We start from the raw sequence: 25,556 nt of genomic DNA on the forward strand, positions 1-25,556 counted from the left end.
GGGAGATTCAGGCGGTCGGTTCGTCCTCGTGATCCATTGGCGACACTCTTGGAAGTATGCGCGCTTGCCGGCGGTGAGCAGTTCCACGTGTGAGGTGGGCCGCGGGCGGGACGAGGGTGACGTCCGGCCACGTCTTGACGGGCAGCCGCCGTTCCAGCGCCGCGACCATGTGCAGCGTCTCGTTCAGGAACGGGTGCAGGTGCGCCATGTCCTCGTAGTGCGCGGAACGGTGGCGGCGCAGCCGGACCAGCGGGCGGAGCAGGACGTTCCAGCTCCACATCCGGTCGACCGCCAGCCCCGCCTCCTCCAGGAGGTCGGTGAGCGCGCGGCGTGAGTAGCGGCGGACGCGGCCGAGGGCGACGTCGTGCGCCGACCACAGTGCCATGTCGCACGGTACGGAGATCAGCGCGGTTCCGCCGGGCCGCAGTATCCGGGCGATCTCGGACGCGGCGGCGCGGTCGTCGTCGACGTGCTCCAGGACGTTGAGCGCGAGCGCCAGATCCTGCTCCCCGGACGGGAGCGGCAGGAAGCAGGCGTCGCCGTGGTACGCGTCGATGCCCTGGGCCATGCAGAGGTCCACGGCGGTCTCGGAGCTGTCGACGGCGATGGCCTGCCAGCCGTGGTCCTTCAGCACGCGGGTGTTGCCGCCGCCGGCCGCGCCGATGTCCACGGCCAGCCCGCTGCCGCCGGTGCGGCGCAGTTCCCGGGCGACGACGCGGCGGCGTTCGCGGTACCACCAGTTGTCGTCCTCGACCTCGACGATCCGCTGAATCTCGATGGTGTCCACAGGACCACCCGACGGCATCGCGGCGGGGCCGGGCCACTCGCGCCGCCGGTCGAGATCGGATCGTTGACCTGGCTTTTTACTGCGTTTCGCCTCGCTGGCCGGGCCCGTGCCGGTCCTGTCGGCGCTCACCGGCATGAAACGGACAGTGGGGGTACGGGCTAACGGGAGGATTCCGCTCGGCGCTCAGGGGAGGAACGCGTGGGGGCCAGGGGCCGCGCTGCCGTTGTGCCAGACGGCGCAGTCAGGCCAGAGGGTGTAGTCAAGCCAGACGAGGTAGCGAAGCCAGACGGGGTGGCGAAGCCGTACCGAGCGCATGTTCTGATGTTCGTGGCGGTGCTGGTGGCGGTGGCACTGCGAGTCCTTGCGGTGGTCGGCTATCCGACCGGCATGTGGCTCGGTGATTCGGTGGGCTACTTGCGCAGCGCGCTGACACTTTCGCCTTCCTCGACGCGCGCCAGCGGCTACTCCCTACTGCTGTGGTTGCTGGAGCCCTTGCACAGCTTCATCGCGGTGGTGTCCGTACAGCATCTGATCGGTGTCGCCACAGGCGTGATGCTGTACGCGCTTGTGTGGCGGCATGCCCACGCCGCCTGGCCCGGACGTAGATGGCTGCCAGGGGTCTTGGGTACGGCGGTGGCGTCACCGGTGCTCTTCGATGCCTACCAGCTTCAGTTGGAGCACCTGATCCTGTCCGACACGCTGTTCATGTTCTTCGTGGCGGCGATGGTCACCGTGCTGTTGTGGCGGCCCAAGCTGACATGGGAGAGGGCAGCCGTTGCCGGGCTCTGCTTAGGGCTCGCTGCGACGGTCCGTTCGGTCGGCTTGCCCTTGCTGGGAGTCGTTCTGCTGTGGCTCTTCCTACGACGGAAGGACTTCCGGGCCGCGATCGTTCCTGCCGTGGCCGTCGTCATGGCGGCCGCCATGCCCATCGGGCTCTACATGCTCTGGTACCAGCAGGAGCACGGAAAGCTCGCGATGACGGGTACGGAGAAGGTCTTCCTGTACGGGCGGACGGCGAGCTTCGCTGACTGCTCGGTCATCAAGCCACGTCCCGAACTCGAACGGCTCTGCCCCCCTCCAGCGCCGGAGGAAGTGTCACCGCCGTACGCGGCCCTGTGGACAGAGCAGTCACCGTTCACCGACATCAAGGGCGGAAAGGTCGGAGGCAATGAGATGGCAGGCGAATTCGCCATCGCCGCCATTCGCGCGCAGCCGGGCGACTATGCGCGCGTCGTCGTACGGGACACGCTGCGGGCGTTCAGTTGGGAACGGACGGTGCACCCGACCCCGTGGACGTTCCAGAAGTACGAATTCCCCGGCAAGGAGAAGTCGCTGAACAACCGGCAGTCAAAGGTGGCCGACCCTTACGCGCATGCCGGTGAGTCTCGTCCCGTTGTGGAGCCCTACGCGGGATGGGTGCGCGCCTACCAGGACTGGGTCCACCTACCCGGTACGGAACTCGGCGCACTGCTGCTGGTGGCCGGAGTAGGGGTCGTGTTGCACCGAGGGCCTCGGCGGCGGGCCGTGTTCCCGTGGATGGTCTCGGCCGTGCTTCTCGTCGTCCCGGCGGCCACGGCCGACTTCGACTACCGGTACGTGTTGCCGGCGATGCCGCTCGGCGCGCTGGCGGCCGGGCTGGCGTTCGTTCCACGGCGAAGGGCGGGCGGCCCGTCCTGCGACGCGAGGCCGAATCCCGCCCTTCCGTACTCGTCGATGCCGCCCGAGGAGCCTGATCAGCTGCCTGGTCAGCCCTTGCGGCGCCGCCGGACCAGGAAGCGGATCACCAGTAGCAGGGCCAGGACTGCGCCCGCCGCCGGAAGAGCGCGCTTGGCCACCGACGGGCCCGCGATCTCCAGCAGGTCGATCGCGTCGTCCGCCTCCCGGCGCCGCCGGATCGGGGACACGACGCCGTCCGAGGAGGTCGACTCCATCGCGCTGGCCGGACGCTGCTGCGGTACCTGCGGCGCGATCGGCGTCGGCTCGCCGCCCGATCCGGTGCCGCCCGGGGCCGCGCTCGCCTCGGCGATCTCGCCCGCCGCCGGCTCGCCGGCCGCCGGGTCCGCGGGTGCCTCCACAGGCTTCGCCTCGATCAGCCCGCCGTCGGGCGTCGCCGCGTCGGCCGGAGCGGGGTCGGCGGGCGCGGGGCCGGTCGATTCGGGCGACTCCAGCTCCTCCGCGAGCGACGTGGCGAACCGCGAGACGAGCTTGCCGCCGACCTCCGAGAGGATGTTGCGGCCGAACTGCGCCGGGCGCCCGGTCACGTTGAGCTTGGTGTGCACCGTCACACGCGTCGAGTCGCCCTCGTCGTGCAGTTGCGACACCACGGTCGCCGACGCGGTGCCGGAACCGCGGGCCTCCTTGGCGGACGCCTCCAGCGTGACCGTACGGGCGGACTCGTCGGCGGAGGTGATGCGTGCCGTCCCGCGATAGGTGATGGTCATCGCGCCGACCTTCACCTTCATCCGGCCCGCGTACTCGTCGCCGTCCACCGAGTCCAGCGTCGCGCCCGGCATGCAGGATGCCACCCGCTCCACGTCGAGCAGCACCGACCAGGCCTGATCCACCGGTACGGGGACGGTGAATTCGTGGTCGAGCTCCATGTTTTCGGTCCTTCTCATCCGGGGGCTTGCCCGTGACCCTACGACCGTCGCCCGTCCCGCCGCCAGATGCCCCCCGGCTACCGCGCGTAGGCGGGGGCGGTCATGCGGCCGGTCTCCGTACCCTGCGATGTACGGTCCCGGCCACATGACCACGACGGAAACGGCCGTCAGACCGCCGCGGCGGCGGCCATCGCGCGCGCGGTGAGAACCCGGGCCAGATGCTCCCTGTACTCGGCCGATCCGTGCAGATCCGCCGAGGCGGACGTCCCCTCGGCGGCCGACTCCGCCGCCGAACGGAACGTGTCCGGCGAGATCGCCCGGCCTTGGACGGACTCCTCGACACCGCTCGCCCGTACCGGAACGGGGCCCATATTGGTCAGCGCGATCCGGGCGCCGTCGATGGCGCCGTTGTCGCGCCGCACCGCGCACGCCACCCCGACGATCGCCCACGCCTGGGCCGTCCGGTGGAACTTCTCGTAGTGGACGCCCCAGCCCGGCCCGAGCTTGGGCACCCGCACGCCCACGAGCAGCTCGTCCGGCTCCATCGCCGAGGTCATCCAGTCGACGAAGAAGTCGGCCGCCGGGATCTCCCGTTCGCCGTTCACCGAACGGACCAGGAACACCGCGTCCAGCGCCAGCGCCACCGCGGGCAGGTCACCGGCCGGATCGGCGTGCGCCAGCGAGCCGCCGAACGTGCCGCGATGCCGTACCGCGGGATCGGCCACGGTCGCCGTCGCCTTCACGATCAGCGGCGCGTGCTCGTTCACCAGCGGATCGCGGAGCACCTGGTGGTGCGTCGCCATCGCGCCGATCAGCAGCGCGTCGCCCTCGTCGCGGATCTCGCGCAGCGGCCCGATCCGGTCCAGGTCGATGAGCGCGTCGGGATAGGCGAGCCGCAGCCGCAGCAGCGGCATCAGGCTCTGCCCGCCGGCCAGCACCTTGGCGTCCTCGCCCGCGTCCGCCAGCGCCCTGGCGGCGTCGTCGAGCGAGGCGGGCCGGACGTACTCGAACTGCGCCGGAATCATGCCGCACCCCCTACGGATCCGAGGCCGCCACCGGCACCTGGTTGGACGCCGCTTCCCGACCCGGGATCGTGGCCGCCCGCTTCCTGCAGAGCGCGCCAGACCCGTTCGGGTGAGCAGGGCATCGCGATGTCGTTCACGCCGTACGGGCGCAGCGCGTTGACGATCGCGTTGACCACGGCCGGTGTCGAGGCGATCGTCCCGGCCTCGCCGACGCCCTTCACGCCGAGCGGGTTGGACGTCGCCGGCGTCTCGGTACGGTCGGTGGTGAAGTCGGGCAGATCCGCCGCCGACGGCACCAGGTAGTCGGCCATCGTGGTCGTCGTCAGGTTGCCCTCGGCGTCGTACACGGCCTCCTCGTACAGCGCCTGCGCGATGCCCTGCGCGAGCCCGCCGTGCACCTGGCCCTCGACGATCATCGGGTTGACGACCTTGCCGATGTCGTCGACCGCCACGTACGAGCGCAGCTTCACCATGCCGGTCTCGGTGTCGACCTCGGCCGCGCACAGATGGGTCCCGTGCGGGAACGAGAAGTTCTCCGGATCGAACGTGGCGTCGGCGTCCACCGACGGCTCCATCCCGTCCGGCAGGTCGTGCGCCGCGAACGCCGCCGTGACGACCTCCTGCAGCGTCCGGCCCTCCTCGGAGACCCCGCGCACGCTGAACCGGCCCTCGCTGAACTCCAGGTCCTGCTCACCCGCCTCCAGCAGGTGCGCGGCGATCCTGCGGGCCTTGTCGATCACCTTCTCGCACGCCCCGTACAGGGCGACGCCGCCCACCGCCAGCGACCGCGAGCCGTAGGTGTCCATGCCCTTGGGCGACACCGCCGTGTCACCGTGCAGGACCTTCACGTCCTCGAACGGCACGCCGAGCCGGTCGGCGGCGATCTGTGCCCACGCGGTCGCATGTCCCTGGCCGTGCGGTGACGAACCGGTGACGACCTCGACCTTGCCGGACGGCAGCACCCGTACCGCCGCGTGCTCCCAGCCGCCCGCGCCGTACGACAGCGAGCCCAGCACCCGCGACGGCGCCAGCCCGCACATCTCGGTGAACGTCGACACCCCGATGCCCAGCTGCACCGGATCGCGGCGCTCGCGCCGGTCGGACTGCTCGGCGCGCAGCTTGTCGTACTCGAACAGCGCCAGCGCCCGGTCCGTCGCCGCCTCGTAGTTGCCCGAGTCGTAGGTCAGGCCCGCGATGGTCTCGTACGGGAACTCCTCGTGCTTGATCCAGTTGCGCCGCCGCACCTCGATCGGATCGAGGTCCAGCTCCTCGGCCAGCTCGTCCATCAGCCGCTCGATCGCGAACGTCGCCTCCGGCCGCCCCGCGCCCCGGTACGCGTCGGTCGGCGTCTTGGTCGTGAAGACGCCCGTGCACGTGAACGAGAGCGCGTCCATCTTGTAGATGCCGTTGAACATGAACGCGCCCAGGATCGGGATCCCGGGCGTGACCAGCATCAGGTACGCGCCCATGTCGGCCAGCAGTTCGACCTTGAGCCCGCGGATCCGCCCGTCGCGCTCCGCCGCCAGCGTCAGCCGCTGGATCTGGTCGCGGCCGTGATGGGTGGTCATGTTCCCTTCGCTGCGCGACTCGGTCCACTTCACGGGCCGTCCGAGCCGCCGCGCCAGCAGCAGGCACAGGACCTCCTCCCCGTACACCTGCAGCTTGGACCCGAACCCGCCGCCCACATCGGGCGCGACCACCCGGATCCGGTGCTCGGGGATCTCGGTCACGACCGCCAGCATCAGCCGCAGGATGTGCGGGATCTGCGTCGCCGAATACAGCGTGAACTCGTCGCCGTCCGGAACGCACAGGACGGCCCGCGGCTCCATCGCCGTCGGGATGAGCCGCTGCTGGACGTACCGGCGCTCGATGACGACCGGCGCGTCCCGCATCGCCGCCTCGACGTCACCGTTCTCGAACACCCACGTGTAGCTCTCGTTGGTGCCCAGCGACTCGTGCACGAGCCCGTCGTCTCCGCGTACCGCCCGTTCCATGTCCACCACCGCGGGCAGCGGCGCGTAGTCCACGTCGATCTCTTCGAGCGCGTCGACGGCCGCGTACCGGTCCCGCGCGATGACGCACGCCACCGGCTCCCCGGCGTACCGCACCTCCTCCACCGCCATCGGCGGATGGTCGGGCAGCTTCATGTCCTCGGTCACCGGCCACGCGCACGGCAGGCTGCCCTGCTCGGCGGCCAGATCGGCGCCGGTGAGCACCGCCACCACGCCCGGCCTGCGCCGGGCCTCCGCCACGTCCACGCTCTCGATCCGCGCGTGCGCGTGCGGGCTGCGCAGGAACGCCACGTGCAGCGTGCCCGGCGCCTGGATGTTGTCGGTCCACTTCGTCCGCCCCGTGACGAGGCGGGCGTCCTCCGACCGCTTCCGCGGCGAGCCGACCTCGGTCATGAGGTCACCTCGCGCTCGGCGGCGGGCCGCCGCATCTCGGCCGCCGCGTCGCGTACGGCGTGCACGATGTTCTGGTAACCCGTGCAGCGGCACAGGTTGCCTTCGAGCCCCTCGCGGATCTCGTCGTCCGAGGGGTCGGCGTTCTCGCGGAGCAGGTCGATCGAGGCGAGGATCATCCCGGGGGTGCAGTAGCCGCACTGCAGCGCGTGCGCCTCATGGAAGGCCCGCTGCATCGGATGGCGTTCCCCGTCCAGACCCAGGCCCTCGATCGTGGTGATCTGCTTGCCGTCCGCCTGGACGGCCAGCATGGAGCAGCTCTTCACGCTCATCCCGTCCACCAGGACGGTGCACGTGCCGCAGTTGGTGGTGTCGCACCCGATCGGGGTACCGACCTTGCCCAGCCGGTCGCGCAGATAATGGACGAGTAGGAGGCGCGGTTCGACATCGTCCTCGTACGTCGCGCCGTCGACCTCGACACTGATTCGTGGCATTCGTTCTCCCAGGGACGTCTCGGGGGGTGGGGCAGGCAGGGAGAGACGTCCCTAGGGGCGGAGCACGCTGGTCAGGCCACGGCATCGGGGCCACCTCCGGCCTGGAAGGCTGGGCGACCCTACGAACCTACGACGCGGTTGAATCTTGCACTAGCCCCCGGCGTGGCCCTTTTTGGCTCCTGGTGAACGTTGCCTACTTGTGGACGCGCAGCAGCACCGGCCACGTCTTCGGGCCGACGATCCCGTCGGCCTCGACCTTGCCCCACAGCTGAAGCGCCCGTACGGCCAGCTCCACCTTCGTGTCGAACGGCCCGTCCACGTCCCGGATCTCCAGATGCGACCGCGCCATCAGCAGCGCCCGCAGCGTCTGCACGTGCTCGCCCTCGGCGCCCTTGCGCAGCGTCGGCAGCTTGTCCACGATGTCCTCCGTCCAGTGCGACGACCCGTACTCCGGCCGTCCGAACCCGGCGATCACGCTCGACGAGCGCACCCTGCGCTTGCACGCGTTGCCGGTATTGCCCTCGATCGTCTGGACCCGCCCGCCGCCGAGCCTCTTCTCGACCACCCCCACGTGGTCGATGGCCCCGACGGAGTTGGAGTTGCCCCAGTCGAAGAACACGATGTCGCCCGGCTTGGCCCGGTTCACGTTCGCGGTCGTGCCCTTGAACCACCGGTCGGCCTTCTTGAAGTCCTGCGCGTGGGACACCGTGTAGGCCCGATCGCCTTCGGGCAGCACGGCCCCCGCGTTCTCGGACTTGCGCGCCCAGTACGTGATGGCCATGTTGCACCACGCCGCGTTCAGGAACTCGTCCCCGTGCTTCTTCGCGTACGCCTTGGTGATCCGGTTGGGACGCCCCGCCATGCCCAGTGACCTGCGCGCCGCCCGTACCATCCCGCCGGCGGACCCCATCAGATCTCCTCCCCGCGGTAGATCCCGTCCTCGTCGGGCTCCCCGTACAGGGCCCGCAGGACCTGTTCCTCGTCCTCCTCGGTGGCCCGATGCACATCGGGATGAACGTCGACCTCGTCCAGGCCGTTCGGCTGCTCAGATTCCTTGGAACTCACAGCACCTCCGGCAGTTGACCCGCCACGTCTGGACATAGCGTAAGCAAACAACTACCTGGAGTTCAATGACCAGCGGTTAAAAGAAGTCAACGGACGGTCACCATCCGCTGGTCAGCTGGAAAAGCGGCCGATCATGAGCTCCAGCCGCCGCTGGTGATCCTCCCGGCGGAGCCTCCCGTTGCGCATGAGCGTGACCAGTCCGTGCAGCCCGCTCCAGAACGTCTCGGTCAGCACTTCCAGCTCATCGCCACGGGCGATCGGCCGCACGGTCTCGCGCAACTCCCCGAAGGCCTCCTGCAGGGAGGCCGGCGCTTCCGGAGTCCCGAACGGCAGGTCGACATCGTGCGTGAAGATCGCGTCGTACAGCGCGGGCCGTTCCTCCGCGAAGGCCGCGTACGCCGCACCGACCGCGGCAGGCGCACGCCCCGGACCGGCCGCCGTACGGGCCTCGCGCATCTGCACCGCGAGCTCGGCGCACCCCTCGACCACGACCGCGGCCATGATGGCGCCCTTGCCCTTGAAATGGCTGTAGAGCACCGGCTGGCTGTACTCGATCTCCGCGGCGAGCCGCCGTGTCGTCACCGCGTCCCACCCCTCGGTCTCGGCCAGCTCCCGTGCCGTCGCGACGATCAGCCGCTCCCGTTCCGCCCGCTCGCGCTCCCGGCGCGCCTGAATCGACATGGCTGGATCCTAGCAGCGCTAGCTCCACTGTCATCGCTCTGCTAGTGTCGACCGCATTCCTAGCGCTGCTAACTTTTGGAGTACGCCATGCTCGCCCCCATCGCCTACGGCCTGGCCATCCTGCTCAACCTCATGATCGTCTTCATCGGCGCCCGCTTCCTCCTGGTGCCCCAGGCCTCGGCCGCCGGCTACGGCGTCCCCGCCAAGCCGGACGGAGACCCCGCCTACCTGACCATCAAGGGCCTGCGCGACTTCAGCTACGGCGTCCTCGGCCTGGCCCTGATCGCCTTCGCCGACGCCCACGCCGTGGCCCTGTTCATGCTGGTGGTCGCCATCAACCCGCTGGGCGACACCCTCGTCGTCCTCCGCAACGGCGGCACCAAGGCGGTCGCCTACGGCATCCACTTCGCCACCGCCGTCGTCGTTCTCCTCAACGCCGCCCTCCTCTTCGCCCTCTGACCACGCGCCGCCTCGAAAACCGGATGCGTCCCCGGCGACACGATGGCCAGGATGGGGAGATGATCGTGGACCACTTCCCGCTGCTCGGGCTGCGGCTGACCACGCCGCGGCTCGAGCTGAGGCTCCCGTCACCCGAAGAACTCGCGGCCCTGGCCGAGCTCGCGGCGGAGGGCATCCACCCTCCGGAGACGATGCCGTTCCTGGTCCCGTGGACGAACGGAACGCCCGCCGAGATCGCGCGCGGGGTCGTCCAGCACTATTGGCGACAGCTGGGCACCTGGACGCCGCAGGACTGGTCGCTCAACCTCACCGTCCTCCACGCCGGCGCCGTCGTCGGGACGCAGGGCATCAGCGGCCGCGACCTGGCGATCACGCGCCAGGTGGGCACCGGCTCATGGCTCGGGCGGCGCCACCAGGGGCAGGGGATCGGCACCGAGATGCGGGCCGCTGTTCTGCACCTGGCCTTCGCCGGGCTGGGCGTCCAGGAAGCCGTCTCCAGCGCCTTCGAGGACAACCACGCCTCCCTCGCCGTCTCCCGCAAACTCGGCTACCAGCCCGACGGCATCGAACGCCGCGCCATTCGTGAGGCCCTGGTCATCGACCACCGCCGGCGCCTGACCCGTGCCGCCTGGGAACACCACAACACCACCCCGGTCACCATCGAGGGCCTGGCGCCGTGCCTCCCCCTCTTCGGCCTCGACCCAGCCTGAACGCTCCACCTCCCGTCAGCCGACGGGGATGCTGTACGCCAGCTCGTACCGGTCGACCGGACGGTTGTCACGGATCGTGGCGGACTTCGCCGAGTCAGCCGCGCTGCTCGTGCCTGAGCTGCTCGGCGAAGTCCGCCACGCGGCGTTCGCTCGCCCAGCGGCCTTCCAACTGCCGGTGCAACTCCGCCGCTCGCGGCAGCAGATCGCCGGACCGCCGCACCGGCACCAGCGCGGCGCGCCCGTGCCGCACGGCTTCGTCCAGATCACCGCGCCGCCCTGCCACCTGGCCCAGGTCCAGGTGGACCATGGAAAGGCGCATCGGCCAGCGCACGGGATCGGCGCGCCGCCGGCACTGCGCGACGACCTCCCGTGCGTGCTCCTCGGCCGCCTCGTCATGGCCGAGCATGGTGTAGATCGTCGAGCAGTAGAACTCGTACTTGTCGTGATCGAACACGAAGTGGTGATCGGGGTGGTCGGGACGCGGCAGCCGGTCCAGGATCGCCCGCCCGGCCTTGAGCGACTCAAGAGCGCGCCGATCGCCCATGCGCGCGTACCCGCGCCCCGCCTGCAGGGTGAGCTGCACCGCGCCGCTGGTCTCGCCCGCGTGCCGGAGTCCCTCTTCCGCGAGCGTGACCACGGCGTCGTAACGGCGCTCGACGAGCGCGAACCAGGCCGCGATCTCCCACGCCCAGCCGATGATCTCGCCGTGCCCGGCCTGCTCGCCGAGCCGCAGTGCGGTACGGCGTGCGACCTCGGCGTTCGCCGGGTCTCCGGCGTCGTAGAGCGTGCATGCGAGCAGCGCGGAGATCCACCCTGCGTGGACGAGCAGCTCTCGATGCTCCGCCAGAGTGGTGCGCCCGTCCAGCAGCCGCATGACGGAGTCCAGATGCGCCTTTCCGCGCTGAGTCAGCACGACGGGGGAGACCGTCGGGTAGTCGCGGCACAAGCGATCCACCACCACGTCCAGCAGTTCGAGCGTGTGGGCCGCCAGGGCAGAGACGTCGGCGCGTGCCGCCAGTTCGAGGAATTCGGCCTCCGCCGGAGATGCCTGTGCGGCATGCGCGGCGGAAATGCTCGAACGGCCGAAGAGCTCGGCCTCAGCGCGTCCTGTCACGCGGGCGTACAGCCTGCGGTAGCGGTGGCTCGGAAGGTGCTTGCCGGACTCCCACTGCTTGATCATGTCAGTGAGGGTGCCGACGTGCGCGACGTACGGTCGCTCGTCCGGGGTGGCCTGCGCCCGTAGCAGGCGCGCGAATTCTCCCCGAGTCCAATAGGGCGGCGCCTCCCGGGCCTGACGCAACCGGGCGCCGATCGCTTCCTTGTCCGAGGGCATTGCGGTGTCCTCTCGCCGACACTCGAGGGCAGGCCGTAGAGCCTCGCTCCTCCCCCTCAGTTTGCCTCTGGCCCCGTAGGGCGCGATGGATTCACCAAGAGTGATCAGATGGCTACCGTTTCTCGGCCGGTTCCGTGACACCAGGGCACCACCGTGGGCGTGCCGCCGTTCGCGAAGCCTCGGCCCCGCCTGCCGGTTGACTCGTGGCGTGTTCGCCCGTCCAAGGCGCAGACAGGGCGAACACGCCACGAGTCAACGCGGACGGGGGCCAGTGGGCGGGTTGGTTCGCGTCAGTCGACGGGGATGCTGTACGCCAGCTCGTACCGGTCGGCTGGGACGATGATGTCGGCCGTCTCGACGGGGCGTTCCCCGAGGTACGTCCGCTGGTGTGACTCGGCCGTGTGTACGGGTCGGGTGGTGCTCGCCCGTTCTTGGACTCAGTTCGGACGCAATGCCTGCGTGTAGAGCTTCTTGCCGTCGATGTCGCGGAGGTTGACGGTCAGCTCCGACGAGTGCGCGTCGATGGACGCTTCGCCGAAGAATTGGTAGCCCTCGGCGGGTGAGGTGTTGGCGCGCGGGGGCGCCTGCTGGAATTTGAGCTGGGGGCCGAAGGTGCCTTCGAGCTTGTTGGGGCCGAAGGCGCCGGCGTTCAGGGGGCCGGTGACGAATTCCCAGAACGGGTCGAAGTCCTTGAACGCCGCCTTGGCCGGGTCGTAGTAGTGGGCCGCCGTGTAGTGGACGTCGGCCGTCAGCCAGACCATGTTGGCGACCTTGTTCTTCTTCGCGTACGAGAGGAGGTCGGCGATCTCGCGTTCGCGGCCAAGCGGGGCGCCGCCGTCGCCCTGGGCGATGCCTTCCTGGGCCGTGCCGTCGGGGACGATGAGGCCGATGGGGAGGTCGGCCGCCATGACCTTCCAGGTGGCCTTGGAACGGCGCAGTTCGCGCTTGAGCCAGGCGAGTTGTTCGGCTCCCAGGACGCCCGATCGCTGGGTGGCGGAGTTGTTGGCGCCGTTGGCGTCCTTGTGGGTACGCATGTCCAGGACGAAGACGTCCAGCAAGGGTCCGTACGAGATTTTGCGGTAGACGCGGTCGCCCTGGATCGGGGTGTATTCGAGCATCGCCTGGCGGGCTCGGGCGGCCAATACGTCCACGCGCTTCTCGGTGTATTGGGGGAGGTCCAGGATCTCGCCGGGGTACCAGTTGTTGACGACCTCGTGGTCGTCCCACTGGTAGATCATCGGGACGTGGGCGTTGAACGCGCGCAGGTTGTCGTCATGCAGGTTGTAGCGGAACTGGCCCCGGTATTCGGCGAGGGTCTCGGCGACCTTGGACTTCTCCGGGGTGACGAGGTTGCGCCAGGTGCGTCCGTCGGGGAGGGCGACCGTTTCGGTGAGGGGGCCGTCGGCGTAGACGAGGTCGCCGCTGCACAGGAAGAAGTCCGGGTCGAGCGCGCCCATCGAATCGAAGATGCGGTAGCCGCCCATGTCGGGGTTGATGCCCCAGCCCTGGCCCGCCAGGTCGCCCGACCAGACGAAGCCGATGTCCGTACGGCGGCGGGGCGCGGTACGGAGGCGTCCGGTGACGGGCTCGGAGCGTCGGCGATCGTCGTCCAAGCGGACGCGGTAGTGCAGCTCTTCACCGGCGGGCAGGCCACGGAGGTGTGTCTTGCCGGTCAGGTCCGTACGAGGTGTCAGGAGCGGGCCGCGGATCTGCTTGAGGCCCTTGAAGTCGGGGCGGCGGCTGACCTCGACGAGCATCCGGGCGGGACGGTCGGAACGGGCCCAGACGACGGCCTCGTGTGCGGTGACGTCGCCGCTCTGGACGCCGTGGGTGAGGCGGGGACGGGTACGGATCAGCGCGGGCGACGCGGTGGCCGTTCCACCGCCGAGCAGGCTCAGGGCTGTTCCGGCGCCCGCCGCGAGGACGGTCCGGCGTTTCATGGACTCCATGGTCGGCATGCTCCCGTCGGCTGGTGGACGCGGCGTGAACTCCGGACATCAGGGGATCTTCCACTGATCGACTTGACAACGCTGCGTGACCAGGGTGAGGTAGGCGGCATGTCAGCGCGCATCTCCGTCTGCCCCGTGGCCCTGCGCCGCGCGGCCAGCGCGCTGTGTCCTTCGTGTAGCTGAGCCCGACGTCCCTTTCCGGCTTGACCGGCCGATCTCCGGCCGTACACGAAGGCGTTCCCACATGGTTCCCGATCTCACGATGCGCGGCCAGGACGATCCCCACGGCCGCACGGTCGTCCGGCGTCCCCCCACGGTAGGACAGCTGGCCACGCGTATCCACGAGCTGTCCGCCCGTCCCGCCGACTGGTGGCACCGGGTGAGGTTCGAGCCCGCGGGCCCGGTACGGGTGCCGCTGGACGAGGTGGACGGTGTCCGGCTGTGGCTCACCACCTGGCCGCCCGGGCACCGGACCGACCTCCACGACCATGCCGGTACCGAGGTCAGCACGGTGATCGCGGGCGAGCTGGCGGAGATCCGGATCACCGCCGAGGGCGTCACCGAGCGGCCGCTGCGGACCAATCGGGTCCAAGTGCACGGCGGCGGGCGTACGCACGAGCTCACCAACCCCGGCCCCGCGTACGCGATCACCCTGCATGCCACTCTGGTCTAGATGAAGAAATCCTCATCCTGGCCTCATCCGGGGTTCGCCCGGCGCGACCAGGCTGAACGCCATGACCATCGTGCAACGCATCGCGATCATCGGTGCGATCGTGGCGGTTCCGCTGGGGATCGCCGGGATCAGCCAGGCCCTGTCGGAGCCCGCCGGGGAGCCGAAGGTGCCGCAGCAGGTCCAGGTCGGCGACAGCGGCCCGCCCGCGTCAACCGACCCGTCCCCGTGGACCGGGCTGCCGCCGCGTTCCCCTGCTCCCTCGCATTCCCCCTCGAAATCTCCCTCGACGCAGCCCTCGCTCGTCCCGGCGCCGCCGCCGGTGTACGACGACGATCTCGACGACAACGGGGCCGACGACAACGGCGACGACACGGATGACGGCTGACGGGCGGCCACGGCGGGGGTTCTCGGCGCGGCTGCGCATCCTCGCCTGGCTCCTGGTCGTGATGGCGGTGGCGCTGGGTTCGGTGGCGTTCGCGGTACGGGCCATCCTGATCGCCGAGGTCGAGGGCGACGGCATCCAGTTGCTGGAGCAGGAGGCGCGCGAGTTCGAGCAGTTCGCCCGGGAGGGCCTCGACCCTGACACCGGGCGGAGGTTCGAGGATCCGGGCCGGCTGCTGTTCACCCATCTGCGCCGCCAGCACGCCGACGACGACGAGCTGCTGCTGGGCGTGGAGCCCGGCGGGCGGATCATCCGGCAGGACCGCGAGGGACCGTACAACCTCCCCGACGACACCGCGGTGCTGCGCCGCATCCTGAACGCGCCGGGCCCCTCGGGACGGACCGCGAGCCCGGCCGGGGAGATCCGCTGGGCCAAGGTCGACACGGCGGGACAGCGGCCCGCGACGTTCGTGATCGCCTACTTCATCGAACGGGACTACGCGGAGATCGACCGGATGATGCGGGTGATGGGCGCGGTGTCGGCACTGGCCCTGCTGGGCGGTGCCGGGATCGGCTGGATCGTCTCCGGCCGGATCCTGGCCCCGGTACGGCTCGTACGGCGGACCGCCGCGGAGATCACCGAGCAGGACCTGGCCCGCCGGATCCCGGTGCACCGCCGCGACGACGTGGGGGAGCTGGCCGCGACGTTCAACGCGATGCTGGACCGGCTGGACCACGCGTTCGCGACCCAGCGGCGGTTCGTGGACGACGCCGGGCACGAGCTGCGGACGCCGATCACGATCGTGCGCGGCCATCTGGAGCTGATGGGGGACGATCCGGGTGAACGGGAGGAGACGATGCGGCTGGTCAGCGACGAGCTGGACCGGATGAGCCGCATCGTGGAGGACCTGCTGCTGCTGGCCAAGGCCGAGCGGCCCGACTTCGTCCAGCCCCAGTGGACGCCGGTGACCGAGCTGACCAGCGACATCTACGCCAAGGTCCGCGCGCTGGGCGATCGCGACTGGGTCCTGGACGGGATCGGCGAGGGCGACGCGCGGGTCGATCCGCAGCGGGTCACCCAGGCGGTGGTGCAGCTGGCGCAGAACGCCGTCCAGCACACCGGGCCGGGCGACGCCGTACGGGTCGGGTCGGCGCTGGACGACGAGCGGGTGCGGTTCTGGGTCGCGGACTCGGGTCCGGGCGTGCGCCCCGAGGACGCGGAACGGATCTTCGACCGGTTCGCGCACGGCAGCGGCGGCGGGCGCCGGCCGCGTACGGGCGCGGGGCTCGGGCTCGCGATCGTCACCGCGATCGCCGCCGGTCATGACGGGACGGTACGGCTGGGCGGCGCCCCGGGGAAGGGCGCGACGTTCGAGCTCGACCTGCCGAGGGCCGGCCGAGGGAAGGGACAGGCATCGTGAACAGGATCCTCATCGTCGAGGACGAGCACCGGATCGCCACGTTCATCGAGAAGGGGCTGCGGGCCAACGGGTTCAGCACGTCGGTGGCCGAGGACGGCGACATGGCGTTCGCGTACGCCACCGGGCTCGGCTTCGATCTGATCCTGCTGGACATCGGGCTGCCGGGCCGGGACGGGTTCACGGTGCTGCGGGCGCTGCGCGAGGCCCAGGTGACGACCCCGGTGATCGTGCTGACCGCGCGCGACTCCGTCCAGGACACCGTGGCGGGGCTGGAGGGCGGCGCGGACGACTGGATGACCAAGCCGTTCCGGTTCGAGGAACTGCTGGCGCGGGTGCGGCTGCGGCTGCGCGGCCCCGGGCGGACCCCCGAGGTCACGCTGCTGCGTTCCGGTGAGCTGACCCTGGACCTGCGGACGCGGCGGGCCCGGGCGGGTGATCGTACGGTCGATCTGACCGCGCGCGAGTTCGTCCTGCTGGAGCTCTTCCTGCGCCATCCGGGGCAGGTGCTGTCGCGCGAGCAGATCCTCTCCCACGTGTGGGGGTACGACTTCGACCCCGGCTCCAACATCGTGGACGTCTACGTACGAGCGCTGCGCAAGAAGCTCGGGGACGGCTGCGTCGAGACCGTCAGGGGCATGGGCTACCGGCTGCCCTGACCTGCGGTTCCAGGGCCTGCCTTCGTGCAGATGAAGGCGCCTTCATGCACGGTTCATGATCGGCTCACCGCCCGCTCGCATGATCGACATATCGGTCGAGCGAGGGGAGAACGGTGCAGGCGACGACGGCGGTGAAGGCGGCGGGACCGTCCGGGCCCGTACTCCGGTACGCGGCGCTCGCGGCGGCGGCCGTGGCGGTGAGCGCGGGCCTCGTGCTCGGGGCCGGCGGCCTCGGCATGACGGGCCGGATCACGCTCGCGGTGTTCGCCGTGGCGACGCTGCTGTGGATGTTCACGCCGATCGACGACACGTTCGTCGCGCTGGCCGCCGGGCTCGTCCTGATCACGGCGGGCGCGCTGGAGGCGGAGGTGCTGTTCGGCAGCCTCGGCGATCCGACGATCTGGCTGCTGATCTGCGCGTTCGTGCTCGCCGCCGGGGTCTCGCGTACCGGCCTGGCGACCCGCGCGGCGGCGTTCTTCGTGGCGGGGGCGCGGACCGTACGGCAGCTGGCGCACCTCACGACGGCCGCGCTGGTGGCGAGCGCGTTCGCGATCCCCGCCACCTCCGGACGGGCCGCGCTGGCGCTCCCGGTCTTCCTCGCGCTCGCGGCCACGCTGCGGGAACGGCGCCGGGTCGTGCTCGCGCTGGCGCTGATCTTCCCGGCGGTGATCCTGCTGTCGGCCGTCGCCACGCTGATCGGCGCCGGAGCGCACCTCATCACCGCCGAGATGCTGGCGCAGGCCACCGGCGAACGGATCGGGTTCGTCCAGTGGCTGCTGCTCGGTACGCCGCTGGCGCTGGTCTCGTCCCATCTCGCCGCCGAGGTCGTGCTGCTGATGACCACCACGCGCGAGGACCGCCGCTCGCCGGTGTCGATCCGCGCCGAGGACGTGGGCGAGGCCGCCGGGATCCGGGTGACCGGCCCGCTCACCGAGCACCAGCAGCGCTCGGCCGCGCTCCTGGCCGTGGTGGTCGTGCTGTGGTGCAGCGAACCGCTGCACGGCGTGTCCCCGGCCGTGGTCGCGCTGGTCGGCGCGATCGTCAGCTGCTCGCCCTGGCTGGGAACGGTCCGGATGGGCGACTCGCTGAAGACCGTTCCCTGGTCGATGCTGCTGTTCATGGCCGCGACGATGGCCATGGGCGCGGCGCTGACCACCACGGGAGCCGCAGCTTGGCTCGCCGGCGGCCTCTTCGGGGACGGCGAGCGCGCGGTTCCCGCGTGGCTGTTCCTCGGCACCGTCGTCGTCGTGAGCGCGCTCGCCCACCTGGTGCTGCAATCGCGTTCGGCTCGGTCGAGCGTGCTGGTGCCGCTGGTGGTCGCCGCCGCGGTCGGCGCGGGAGTATCGCCCGCCGCCGCCGCGTTCGCCTCCACCGCCGCAGCGGGGTTCTGCCTCACGCTCCCGTCCTCGGCCAAGCCGGTGGCGCTCTTCCACCAGGTCGAGGGCGTCGCCACCTACACCTCGCGTGACCTGCTGCGGATCTCGTCGGTGCTCGCGCCGCTGATCGTCGCGCTGGTGCTCGCGTTCGCCCTCTACGTCTGGCCGCTGCTCGGCCTGCCCCTCTGACCCGGCCGTCCCGTCTGACCGTCCGTCCTGCCCCTCGAACCGTCCCGCCCGTCTAAGGAGAACCCGTGCGCATCGTCATCGCCCCGAGTGGGTTCAAAGAGTCACTGAGCGCCGCGGAGGTGGCCGCCGGGATCGCCCGGGGCGTGCGACGGGTCGTACCGGACGCGACCATCGACCGCCTTCCGCTGGTCGACGGCGGTGAGGGCTCTGCGGCGGCGCTGGCCGGGAGCACCGGCGGGCGGATCGTCCCGCGGATCACCACCGGGCCGGTCGGCCGGCCGGTCGCGTCGCACTTCGCGATCATGGGTGGGCCCGGCCCGCGTACGGCGGTCGTGGAGATGGCCGCCACGGCGGGGCTGCGCCTCGTACCGCGGAACGAGCGCGACCCCGGCCGAACGACGACCGCGGGCGTGGGGGAGTTGATCGCGGCGGCGCTGGACGCGGGGGCCGCGCGGATCCTGGTCGGCTGCGGCGACTCGGGGACGTCCGACGGCGGCGCCGGAGCGCTCCAGGCCCTAGGCGCTCGCCTGCTCGACGCGTACGGGAACGAACTCCCGGCCGGAGGCGCCGCACTGACCCGGCTGGACCGCATCGACCCGTCCGGGCTCGACCCCCGGTTGAAGCACACGGAACTGCTCGTCGCCTGCAACCCCTGCAACCTGCTGTGCGGACCGGACGGTGTGGCCCGCGTGTACGGCCCGCAGAAGGGTGCGAGCCCAGCCCAAGTGGACGAGTTGGACGCGGCGTTGTGCCGCTGGGCCGAGGTCCTGGAACGCGACTTCGGCGTGACCGGCGACCTCCGTACCGGCCCGGGAACCGGCGCCTCGGGCGGCCTGGGCGCGGGACTCGCGGCCGTGGGGGCGCGGCTGCTGCCCCGGTTCGAGGTCCTGCTGGAGCATGTGGATCTGGACGGGCTGCTGTCCCGGGCCGATCTGGTGATCACCGCCGAGGGGGCGATCGACCGGCAGACCTCGCGAGGCAAGATCCCGTCCGAGGTGGCGCGCCGGGCCAAGCGGTACGGCAAGCCGGTGCTGGCGCTCGCCGGGACGATCGGGCCCGACGCCCATCTCGTCTACGGCAGCGGGATCGACGCGTTCGCCGGGATCCTCCCCGCCCCGGTGGGCCTCGCGGAGGCCATGTCCCGGGGCGAGGAGTTCCTCGCGGACGGCGCGGAGCGCGCGCTGCGCATGGTGCTGCTCGGTGCCGCCCTCAATCAGGCGGGGACCGATCAGGCGGGGACCGGCTCGGGTGCCTTCCGGGTCGGCTCCCGGTCGGAGAGCGGCGCCGTGTCGGAGGTCAGCTCGGCCGGAGCGGCGTTGTAGACGTCGTCGTCCAGCAACCCCTCGGAACGGGCGACGATCACCGGGACGGTGAGCTGGCCGGCGACGTTCAGTGCCGTCCGGGCCATGTCGATGACCTTGTCGATGGCGATCAGGTATCCGACCGCCTGGAGCGGCAGGCCCACGGTGGTGAGCGTCAGCGTCAGCGCGACCAGCGCCGGGCCGGGCGTACCGCCGGTACCGAGCTGCCCGATCACCGCGGCGAGCGCGATCAGCAGGTAGTCGGTCAGGCCCAGCTGGATGTCCATGTACTGCGCCACGAAGATCGCGGCCACCGCCGGGTAGATCGCGCCGCAACCGTCGAACTTGATGGTGGCGCCCAGCGGCTGCGCGAAGCTCGCGTACGCGGGCTGCACGCCGTTCCGCTCGATCTGGACCTTCTGCGCGATCGGCAGCGTGGCCAGCGAGGAGGACGACACGAACGCGAACTGCAGCGCCGGCCAGGTGTTGCGGAAGAACCGCAGCGGCGAGACGCGGCCGAACACCCGCAGCAGCACCGGGTAGGCGACCAGCAGCATCAGCGCGACCGCCAGGTAGATCGCGCCGGTGAACTTGGCCAGCGGGGCCAGCGAGCTCGGCCCGTACGTGGCGACGACCGAGGCGATCAGGAAGAACGAGCCGATCGGGGTGAGCCGCACGACCCACCAGACGATCTTCTGCATGACCACGTACAGGTCGTCGAACAGCGCGGTCAGCCGCTCGCCGCGCTCGCCGACCGCGACCAGCGCCGCACCCAGCAGGGCGGCGAACGTGACCAGGCCGAGGATGTTGCCCTCGGACATCGCCTCGACGATGTTGGCGGGGAAGAGGTTGTCCAGGATCTGCGTCCAGGTCACCTCCTCGGTCTCGGCCGCCGAGCTGGCCAGCTGCCCGAGGCCCTCGCCGGGCCGTACGAGCAGGCCGATGGCCACGCCGATCGCGGTGGCGATCGCGGAGGTGACCACGAACCAGCCCAGGGTCTTGGCGGTCAGCCGGGCCACGCTGCCCACGTTCCGCAGCCGGCCGATGCTCACCACGATCGCGGCCAGCACCAGCGGGACGACGATCACGCGCAGCATGCTCGTGTAGACGCCGCCGAACGGGTCGAGCCAGGATTCGGCGATCTTCGCGCCGTCACCGAGGTTGTTGATCAGGGCCCCGGCGACCACGCCGAGGACGAGGGCCAGCACGATCTGCTGCCAGAACTGCCATTTCCAGACACGCAAATTCACTACGGGAATCTCCGGGAACATGAGGCATCGTCCGGCAAGCGGCCAGGAACGATGAGGAGAGAGGGGCGGGGCGAGGGCTGGTTCAGGCGCGACACAGCGCGCCGGCGAGGCGGCACAGATCGATGTGCAGCCGTTCCACCAGCAGGATGCTCTTCCTAGCGAACCTCACGGCCATTGATAACCATGGCGCCTGACCTCGGTGTTCCCGGTACAAGGCGTGACTTACAGCACGTCAGCGCCCGATCCGTGGCATGCCCGACATTTCAGTGCCGGCGGGAGCGGGTGACGACCCGGACGATCCCCATCAAGCCCAGCCCGGCCAGCAGCGCCGGGCCCAGGATCTCGGGCCCCGCGACCGGATCGCCCGACAGCGCACCCGCGAAGAAGACCCCCGCGACCGCGAGGAAGAACAGCCCGGTCACCACCGAGCCGGGATCGAACCGCCGCGCCTTCCGTACCGGCGCGGAAGCCTTGTCCGCGGGCGAGGTCTCAGCCACGGGTCACCTGCACATCGCCGACCTGGCCGCGGACCCGCAGCACGATCACCGGCGGGCTCTCCGCGGCCGGCCCCTCCGGCTCCAATACCAGCGAGGCCTTGGCGTTCGGGCCCCCGATCGTCCGGTCCGGCAGGCCGAGATCACCCAGCCTGACCCTCGCGTCGATCTCCACCCGGGCCGCCTTCGGCAGCGTCACGTCCAGCTCGCCGAACCAGATCTCCGCGTTCACCGACACCCGCTGCCCCGGCCGCAGCGGCAGCTTGGTCAGATCCAGCCGCCCGCTGCCCACCGCGATCCTGTAGTTCTGGGTGACCGGGGCCTCCGTGGGCCGCCACTCCACCTCCCCGTACCGGGAACCGGGCGGTGCCTCCGCGGCCACGGACGTGGTCAGCAGCGCGCAGGTGAGCACCGTGCCCATGGCGGCCAGCCCGCGCGCCCGGAACCAGCCGCCCATCAGCAGCCCGGCCCCCACCACGGCCAGCGCGGTCGCCGTCACCAGCGTCACTCCCTCCGGCCCCGGATAGGTCCGGGCCATCGGGATCATCGCCGCGCCCGCCGCCAGCGCGCCCAGCAGCGTGATCGACGTCAGCGCGGGACGGCCGCCCTTGCACTTCTCCACCGCGGCCTTCGGCCGGTCGGGCATGGCCTCCGGTACGGGATCGACCCTGGGCGCCCCGAGCCGGGCGAGATCGATCATTCCCTCGCGGAGGCCCCCGTCCGGTGCCGGCTTCTCGAACGAGACGGGCGCCGGCCGGTCCTCGAACTTCGCCTCGGGCGGAAGGCCCTGCAGCCGTTCGGGAAAGGAGCGGGCCACCCCGGCCAGGTCGATGCCCCGGCCGTGCGCGACCAGCAGCACCAGCCCGAACACCGTCAGCACCGCGACCGCGTCCGCGCCCGCCCCCGCACCGAAGAGCCCCGTGCCCAGCAGGCTCAGCACCACCGCCGCGCACAGCAGCGCCGCGATGATCGACAGCGTCCCGGTGGCGTCGAACCGGCGCCGGAACAGCCGTTCGGCCACCGCCTCCTGGCCCGGCCCGGACGGCATGACCAGCACCGCCGCCACGTACAGCAGAATTCCCTGCCCGCCCGCCAGCACCAGGATCGCGAACCCGACCCGGTACACGACCGGGTCGATGCCGGTGTATCGGGAGAGACCGGTGCACACTCCGGCGAGGATCCGGCCCTCGGGCTCGCGGGCCAGCCGCGCCGGGGTGGTCTTCTGCTCGTCCGCCATGCCCCCATCGTTCCGGTTCCCTCCGCCGAGCGGTATCCGGGACACCCCTGAGACGACCCTGAGGAAAACCCCACCTGTTCAGGGCCGGGCCCTGATGCGCCCGCGCCCGCGCCGTGTGACGATCGTCAACGTGGGGGACACCATGGTGAACGAGAAGGCGGCGCCGCTCGAACGGCGCCGCGACGGCCGGCTGCTGGCCGGCGTCTGCAGCGGCCTCGCCGCGCACCTCGGCGTCGACACCTTCGTGATCCGGACCGCGTTCGTCCTGCTGACGCTCGCGAGCGGCCTCGGCGTCGCCGCGTACATAGCGTTCTGGGTCCTGGTGCCGCTGCGCCGGGACGAGGCCCCGTGGCCCAGCCGAGCCGTACGCGACTGGGGCCAGCTGCTCGCCTACACGGCGGTGGCCGCCGGGCTGTCGGCGCTGACCTGGGGCGCCGGGTTCGCCCAGGCCGCCCTGTGGCCGTTCGTCGCCGGCGGCGTGGGCGCCTCCATCCTCTGGCAGCAGGCCGACCGCGACCAGCGGCAGCGCTGGGTCGTCCCGCTCCGCCAGATGTGGCTGCGCAGCCTGCTGGGCGTACTCCTGGTCGGCGGCGGCATCGGCGGATTCGTCGCGCAGCGCGTCGACGTGGCGCAGGCCCGCTCCGTGGTGATCGCCATGCTGATCATCCTCACCGGCATCACCGTGATCGTCACCCCGTGGGTGGTCCGCCTCTGGCAGGACCTGGACGCCGAACGGCACGAGCGCATCCGTTCCCAGGAAAGGGCCGAACTCGCCGCCCACGTCCACGACTCCGTGCTGCACACCCTCACCCTGATCCAGCGCAACGCCCAGGACCCGCGCGAGGTCCAGCGCCTGGCCCGGTCCCAGGAACGCACCCTGCGCTCCTGGCTCTACCAGCCCAAGGCCGACCCCGACCAGACCTTCGCCGCCGCGATCCGCGAGATCGCCGGCGAGGTCGAGGACGACCACGGCGTCCAGATCGAGGTCGTCTGCGTCGGCGACACCGACCTCGACGACCGCCTCGGCGCCGGCCTCCAAGCCGCCCGCGAGGCCATGGTCAACGCCGCCAAGTACGCCGAGGCCCCCTCCGTCTCCGTCTACGCCGAGGTCGAGGGCGACGACGTGGCCATCTTCGTCCGCGACCGCGGCAAGGGATTCCACCTCGACAAGATCCCGGCGGACAGAATGGGCGTCCGGGGGTCCATCATCGGACGTATGGAACGCAACGGCGGCACCGCCGAGGTCCGCACCGCCCCCGGCGAGGGCACCGAAGTACGGCTGGAGATGAAGAAGCAGTGAGCGCGAGCGAGGCAATGAGCATGAACACTGCGAGCGGCCGCGCGGCGGCTGGACTGAGGAGCGCGCGGAGCGACGAAGAAGTGAGCACGCGACGAGGGAAGCCGTCGCGTGAAGACGGCCGCTCGCCGGCGAGCGGAGCGAGCCAATGAACACAGTGGTGCTGGTTGACGATCATCAGATGTTCCGTACGGGGGTCAAGGCGGAGCTCGGCGACAGCGTGGAGATCCTGGGTGAGGCGGGGGACGTGGACGAGGCCGTCTCGGTCATCCGCGAGCACAAGCCCGACGTCGTCCTGCTGGACGTGCACCTGCCCGGTGGCGGAGGCATCGAGGTGCTGCGGCGGCTGGCCGGCGCCGTCCCGTCCCGCTTCCTGGCGCTGTCGGTGTCGGACGCCGCCGAGGACGTGATCGGCGTCGTGCGCGGTGGCGCGCGTGGCTACGTCACCAAGACCATCTCCGGGCCCGAGCTGACCGACGCCATCGCCCGCGTGGCCGAGGGCGACGCCGTCTTCTCGCCGCGCCTGGCCGGGTTCGTCCTGGACGCCTTCTCCGCCAGCGACGTGCCCGCCGTCGACCCGGAGCTGGACCAGCTCACCCAGCGCGAGCGCGAGGTGCTGCGCCTGATCGCCCGCGGCTATGCGTACAAGGAGATCGCCAAGGAGCTGTTCATCTCGGTCAAGACGGTCGAGAGCCACGTGTCGAGCGTCCTGCGCAAGCTCCAGCTCTCCAACCGCCACGAACTGTCCCGCTGGGCGGCCGCCCGCCGCCTCGTCTAGCGCGGGGGCCGGGTCTCCCGGCCGGTGGGGGAGACGCGGCGCATGGCGGAGACGACCAGGTCGGCCACGTGTTCGACCGTGGCGACTCCGCTCTCCATCGAGGGATGGCCCTGGCTGCATACCGCGACCAGGAAGTCGTGGTCCGGGCCGGTGATGCGGCCGATGCTGTTCACGGCCCAGCCGGTGCCCTGCAGATGCAGGGGGACCCAGCCGTTCTTGATGGCGACCTGGTCGCCGGGCCGGGCGGCCGCGCTGATCCCCCAGCGCTGCTCGCCGATGACCGCGCCCATCAGGCCGAGGATGTAGCGGCGGTTGGTCGCGTTCAAGGGGCTCTTGGGGCTCACCAGGGCGTTCATCAGGCGGACCTGGTCGGCGGGGCTTGTCCGGGACGCGCCCCAGACGTTCGGGTACGGGACGGTCTCCTTCAGTCCGAGCCGCTTGTTGGCGCGCGTCACGCCGGCGCCGTTTCCGGCGGCGGCGTAGAGGGCGTCGGCGGCGTTGTTGTCGCTGAGCCGGATCATCTCGGACGCCAGGGCCCGTTCGCCGCCGGACAGCCGGCGCTTCTCGCCCTGCCGCTGGAGCAGGAGGCCGGCCAGGATGTCGACCTTGACGATGCTCGCGGTCACGATCCTGATGTGCTCGCTCACCCCGAACGAGGTGCCCGTCCGCAGGTCGGAGACCATGATCCCGGCCTTGCCCGGGCGCCGGGCGAGGTAGGACCGCACGACCTCGGCCAGCCTCGTACGGTCGAACCGCCGTATGGGGCCGAGCGGGGCGGCGGCCTGGCCTTGGGCGGCCTGCCGGGCGTTCCGGGTAGGCGCCTGATCAGGCAGGACGCTGGCCGGAAGGTCGGGTACGCCGAGTGACGGCGGCAGCCAGTGGGTGACCGCCACCCCGGAAGCGGCCAGGGTCAGGGCACAGACCAGTACCTTGCGTCGCATCGATATCCCCCGATTTCATGCGACCGGCGGTCATCGCCGCCAATGATCTTGGTTGCG

The 25,556-nt window shown here is 71.0% G+C and carries 25 protein-coding genes; 10 read left to right on the forward strand and 15 right to left on the reverse strand.

Annotated elements, in window-relative coordinates:
- Positions 1 to 7: 7 nt before the first annotated feature.
- The 8 genes from ACH34Q_RS45080 to ACH34Q_RS45115 all read right to left on the reverse strand — a co-directional run bounded on the left by ACH34Q_RS45080 (position 8) and on the right by ACH34Q_RS45115 (position 9,054).
- Positions 8 to 787 (reverse strand): class I SAM-dependent methyltransferase, encoded by a 780-nt coding sequence (locus ACH34Q_RS45080; RefSeq protein ID WP_395989409.1) that lies wholly within the window; start codon positions 785 to 787, stop codon positions 8 to 10.
- A gap of 1,745 nt (positions 788 to 2,532) precedes the next feature.
- Positions 2,533 to 3,387 (reverse strand): SRPBCC family protein, encoded by an 855-nt coding sequence (locus tag ACH34Q_RS45085; RefSeq protein WP_395989410.1) that lies wholly within the window; start codon positions 3,385 to 3,387, stop codon positions 2,533 to 2,535.
- Between the two features lie 167 nt (positions 3,388 to 3,554).
- Positions 3,555 to 4,412 (reverse strand): FAD binding domain-containing protein, encoded by an 858-nt coding sequence (locus ACH34Q_RS45090; protein WP_395989411.1) that lies wholly within the window; start codon positions 4,410 to 4,412, stop codon positions 3,555 to 3,557.
- On the reverse strand, positions 4,409 to 6,817 hold the full coding sequence (locus ACH34Q_RS45095; RefSeq protein WP_395989412.1) for a xanthine dehydrogenase family protein molybdopterin-binding subunit: 2,409 nt from the start codon (positions 6,815 to 6,817) through the stop codon (positions 4,409 to 4,411). The genes ACH34Q_RS45090 and ACH34Q_RS45095 overlap by 4 nt, the downstream gene beginning before the upstream one ends.
- Positions 6,814 to 7,308, reverse strand: a complete 495-nt coding sequence (locus tag ACH34Q_RS45100) for a (2Fe-2S)-binding protein (RefSeq protein ID WP_395989413.1) — start codon at positions 7,306 to 7,308, stop codon at positions 6,814 to 6,816. Before ACH34Q_RS45100 ends, ACH34Q_RS45095 begins: the two co-directional genes overlap by 4 nt.
- A gap of 193 nt (positions 7,309 to 7,501) precedes the next feature.
- The gene (locus tag ACH34Q_RS45105) at positions 7,502 to 8,218 is read right to left on the reverse strand and encodes a CHAP domain-containing protein (protein WP_395989414.1); all 717 of its coding nucleotides are present in this window, start codon (positions 8,216 to 8,218) and stop codon (positions 7,502 to 7,504) included.
- Complete coding sequence (locus ACH34Q_RS45110) at positions 8,218 to 8,373, reverse strand: hypothetical protein (protein ID WP_395989415.1); 156 nt, start codon at positions 8,371 to 8,373, stop codon at positions 8,218 to 8,220. The genes ACH34Q_RS45105 and ACH34Q_RS45110 overlap by 1 nt, the downstream gene beginning before the upstream one ends.
- Positions 8,374 to 8,484: 111 nt before the next feature.
- Entirely contained in the window at positions 8,485 to 9,054 is a 570-nt protein-coding gene (locus tag ACH34Q_RS45115) for a TetR/AcrR family transcriptional regulator (RefSeq protein WP_395989416.1), read from the reverse strand.
- Positions 9,055 to 9,141: 87 nt separating this feature from the next.
- On the opposite strand from ACH34Q_RS45115, the gene ACH34Q_RS45120 reads away from it, so the two are divergent.
- Together ACH34Q_RS45120 and ACH34Q_RS45125 are read left to right on the forward strand one after the other, a co-directional pair.
- On the forward strand, positions 9,142 to 9,513 hold the full coding sequence (locus ACH34Q_RS45120; RefSeq protein WP_395989417.1) for a DUF4267 domain-containing protein: 372 nt from the start codon (positions 9,142 to 9,144) through the stop codon (positions 9,511 to 9,513).
- Positions 9,514 to 9,572: 59 nt separating this feature from the next.
- Positions 9,573 to 10,223 (forward strand): GNAT family N-acetyltransferase, encoded by a 651-nt coding sequence (locus ACH34Q_RS45125; RefSeq protein ID WP_395989418.1) that lies wholly within the window; start codon positions 9,573 to 9,575, stop codon positions 10,221 to 10,223.
- 94 nt (positions 10,224 to 10,317) lie between these two features.
- On the opposite strand, the gene ACH34Q_RS45130 is transcribed toward ACH34Q_RS45125, so the two are convergent.
- Entirely contained in the window at positions 10,318 to 11,556 is a 1,239-nt protein-coding gene (locus tag ACH34Q_RS45130; RefSeq protein WP_395989419.1) for a hypothetical protein, read from the reverse strand.
- Positions 11,557 to 11,993: 437 nt separating this feature from the next.
- Positions 11,994 to 13,496: an alkaline phosphatase D family protein gene (locus ACH34Q_RS45135; protein ID WP_395989420.1), complete on the reverse strand. Its 1,503-nt coding sequence runs from the start codon at positions 13,494 to 13,496 to the stop codon at positions 11,994 to 11,996.
- 253 nt (positions 13,497 to 13,749) lie between these two features.
- Here ACH34Q_RS45135 and ACH34Q_RS45140 point away from each other — a divergent pair, with 253 nt between their 5' ends.
- The 6 genes from ACH34Q_RS45140 (at position 13,750) to ACH34Q_RS45165 (ending at position 19,523) form a co-directional block, all read left to right on the forward strand.
- On the forward strand, positions 13,750 to 14,178 hold the full coding sequence (locus ACH34Q_RS45140; RefSeq protein ID WP_395989421.1) for a cysteine dioxygenase: 429 nt from the start codon (positions 13,750 to 13,752) through the stop codon (positions 14,176 to 14,178).
- A gap of 61 nt (positions 14,179 to 14,239) precedes the next feature.
- The gene (locus ACH34Q_RS45145; RefSeq protein WP_395989422.1) at positions 14,240 to 14,563 is read left to right on the forward strand and encodes a hypothetical protein; all 324 of its coding nucleotides are present in this window, start codon (positions 14,240 to 14,242) and stop codon (positions 14,561 to 14,563) included.
- Positions 14,553 to 15,980 (forward strand): sensor histidine kinase, encoded by a 1,428-nt coding sequence (locus ACH34Q_RS45150; RefSeq protein WP_395989423.1) that lies wholly within the window; start codon positions 14,553 to 14,555, stop codon positions 15,978 to 15,980. Before ACH34Q_RS45145 ends, ACH34Q_RS45150 begins: the two co-directional genes overlap by 11 nt.
- Positions 15,977 to 16,636 carry a response regulator transcription factor gene (locus tag ACH34Q_RS45155; RefSeq protein ID WP_395989424.1) on the forward strand — a complete coding sequence of 220 codons (660 nt, stop codon included), beginning with the start codon at positions 15,977 to 15,979 and terminating at the stop codon, positions 16,634 to 16,636. The genes ACH34Q_RS45150 and ACH34Q_RS45155 overlap by 4 nt, the downstream gene beginning before the upstream one ends.
- Before the next feature lie 113 nt (positions 16,637 to 16,749).
- Complete coding sequence (locus tag ACH34Q_RS45160; RefSeq protein WP_395989425.1) at positions 16,750 to 18,201, forward strand: SLC13 family permease; 1,452 nt, start codon at positions 16,750 to 16,752, stop codon at positions 18,199 to 18,201.
- A 65-nt stretch (positions 18,202 to 18,266) separates the two neighbouring features.
- On the forward strand, positions 18,267 to 19,523 hold the full coding sequence (locus tag ACH34Q_RS45165; protein WP_395989426.1) for a glycerate kinase: 1,257 nt from the start codon (positions 18,267 to 18,269) through the stop codon (positions 19,521 to 19,523).
- Here the strand turns inward: ACH34Q_RS45165 and ACH34Q_RS45170 are convergent.
- The 4 genes from ACH34Q_RS45170 to ACH34Q_RS45185 all read right to left on the reverse strand — a co-directional run bounded on the left by ACH34Q_RS45170 (position 19,430) and on the right by ACH34Q_RS45185 (position 22,483).
- On the reverse strand, positions 19,430 to 20,752 hold the full coding sequence (locus ACH34Q_RS45170) for a dicarboxylate/amino acid:cation symporter (protein WP_395989427.1): 1,323 nt from the start codon (positions 20,750 to 20,752) through the stop codon (positions 19,430 to 19,432). The two genes, ACH34Q_RS45165 and ACH34Q_RS45170, sit on opposite strands and share 94 nt — an antisense overlap.
- Before the next feature lie 82 nt (positions 20,753 to 20,834).
- Positions 20,835 to 20,927, reverse strand: coding sequence for a putative leader peptide (locus ACH34Q_RS45175; protein ID WP_395989428.1), 93 nt, complete (start codon positions 20,925 to 20,927; stop codon positions 20,835 to 20,837).
- 88 nt (positions 20,928 to 21,015) lie between these two features.
- Positions 21,016 to 21,249: a hypothetical protein gene (locus ACH34Q_RS45180; protein WP_395989429.1), complete on the reverse strand. Its 234-nt coding sequence runs from the start codon at positions 21,247 to 21,249 to the stop codon at positions 21,016 to 21,018.
- On the reverse strand, positions 21,242 to 22,483 hold the full coding sequence (locus ACH34Q_RS45185; RefSeq protein WP_395989430.1) for a PspC domain-containing protein: 1,242 nt from the start codon (positions 22,481 to 22,483) through the stop codon (positions 21,242 to 21,244). The genes ACH34Q_RS45180 and ACH34Q_RS45185 overlap by 8 nt, the downstream gene beginning before the upstream one ends.
- Positions 22,484 to 22,625: 142 nt before the next feature.
- Here ACH34Q_RS45185 and ACH34Q_RS45190 point away from each other — a divergent pair, with 142 nt between their 5' ends.
- Both ACH34Q_RS45190 and ACH34Q_RS45195 read left to right on the forward strand, forming a co-directional pair.
- Complete coding sequence (locus ACH34Q_RS45190) at positions 22,626 to 23,783, forward strand: PspC domain-containing protein (protein ID WP_395989453.1); 1,158 nt, start codon at positions 22,626 to 22,628, stop codon at positions 23,781 to 23,783.
- A 145-nt stretch (positions 23,784 to 23,928) separates the two neighbouring features.
- Positions 23,929 to 24,558 (forward strand): LuxR C-terminal-related transcriptional regulator, encoded by a 630-nt coding sequence (locus ACH34Q_RS45195; protein ID WP_395989431.1) that lies wholly within the window; start codon positions 23,929 to 23,931, stop codon positions 24,556 to 24,558.
- Here ACH34Q_RS45195 and ACH34Q_RS45200 read toward each other — a convergent pair.
- A complete protein-coding gene (locus ACH34Q_RS45200; RefSeq protein ID WP_395989432.1) occupies positions 24,555 to 25,499 on the reverse strand; it encodes a serine hydrolase in 945 nt (314 codons plus the stop codon). The two genes, ACH34Q_RS45195 and ACH34Q_RS45200, sit on opposite strands and share 4 nt — an antisense overlap.
- Positions 25,500 to 25,556 lie beyond the last annotated feature (57 nt).

Source organism: Actinomadura sp. 9N407, assembly GCF_044326315.1.
Taxonomy (GTDB): domain Bacteria; phylum Actinomycetota; class Actinomycetes; order Streptosporangiales; family Streptosporangiaceae; genus Spirillospora.

What these genes read in the sequence shown, in the direction of transcription:
- ACH34Q_RS45085 (WP_395989410.1), bottom strand. Translation starts at nt 3,387, where the DNA reads ATGGAGCTCGACCACGAATTCACCGTCCCCGTACCGGTGGATCAGGCC.
- ACH34Q_RS45090 (WP_395989411.1), bottom strand. Translation starts at nt 4,412, where the DNA reads ATGATTCCGGCGCAGTTCGAGTACGTCCGGCCCGCCTCGCTCGACGAC.
- ACH34Q_RS45095 (WP_395989412.1), bottom strand. Translation starts at nt 6,817, where the DNA reads ATGACCGAGGTCGGCTCGCCGCGGAAGCGGTCGGAGGACGCCCGCCTC.
- ACH34Q_RS45100 (WP_395989413.1), bottom strand. Translation starts at nt 7,308, where the DNA reads ATGCCACGAATCAGTGTCGAGGTCGACGGCGCGACGTACGAGGACGAT.
- ACH34Q_RS45105 (WP_395989414.1), bottom strand. Translation starts at nt 8,218, where the DNA reads ATGGGGTCCGCCGGCGGGATGGTACGGGCGGCGCGCAGGTCACTGGGC.
- ACH34Q_RS45115 (WP_395989416.1), bottom strand. Translation starts at nt 9,054, where the DNA reads ATGTCGATTCAGGCGCGCCGGGAGCGCGAGCGGGCGGAACGGGAGCGG.
- ACH34Q_RS45120 (WP_395989417.1), top strand. Translation starts at nt 9,142, where the DNA reads ATGCTCGCCCCCATCGCCTACGGCCTGGCCATCCTGCTCAACCTCATG.
- ACH34Q_RS45125 (WP_395989418.1), top strand. Translation starts at nt 9,573, where the DNA reads ATGATCGTGGACCACTTCCCGCTGCTCGGGCTGCGGCTGACCACGCCG.
- ACH34Q_RS45130 (WP_395989419.1), bottom strand. Translation starts at nt 11,556, where the DNA reads ATGCCCTCGGACAAGGAAGCGATCGGCGCCCGGTTGCGTCAGGCCCGG.
- ACH34Q_RS45135 (WP_395989420.1), bottom strand. Translation starts at nt 13,496, where the DNA reads ATGAAACGCCGGACCGTCCTCGCGGCGGGCGCCGGAACAGCCCTGAGC.
- ACH34Q_RS45140 (WP_395989421.1), top strand. Translation starts at nt 13,750, where the DNA reads ATGGTTCCCGATCTCACGATGCGCGGCCAGGACGATCCCCACGGCCGC.
- ACH34Q_RS45145 (WP_395989422.1), top strand. Translation starts at nt 14,240, where the DNA reads ATGACCATCGTGCAACGCATCGCGATCATCGGTGCGATCGTGGCGGTT.
- ACH34Q_RS45150 (WP_395989423.1), top strand. Translation starts at nt 14,553, where the DNA reads ATGACGGCTGACGGGCGGCCACGGCGGGGGTTCTCGGCGCGGCTGCGC.
- ACH34Q_RS45175 (WP_395989428.1), bottom strand. Translation starts at nt 20,927, where the DNA reads ATGGCCGTGAGGTTCGCTAGGAAGAGCATCCTGCTGGTGGAACGGCTG.
- ACH34Q_RS45185 (WP_395989430.1), bottom strand. Translation starts at nt 22,483, where the DNA reads ATGGCGGACGAGCAGAAGACCACCCCGGCGCGGCTGGCCCGCGAGCCC.
- ACH34Q_RS45190 (WP_395989453.1), top strand. Translation starts at nt 22,626, where the DNA reads ATGGTGAACGAGAAGGCGGCGCCGCTCGAACGGCGCCGCGACGGCCGG.
- ACH34Q_RS45195 (WP_395989431.1), top strand. Translation starts at nt 23,929, where the DNA reads ATGAACACAGTGGTGCTGGTTGACGATCATCAGATGTTCCGTACGGGG.
- ACH34Q_RS45200 (WP_395989432.1), bottom strand. Translation starts at nt 25,499, where the DNA reads ATGCGACGCAAGGTACTGGTCTGTGCCCTGACCCTGGCCGCTTCCGGG.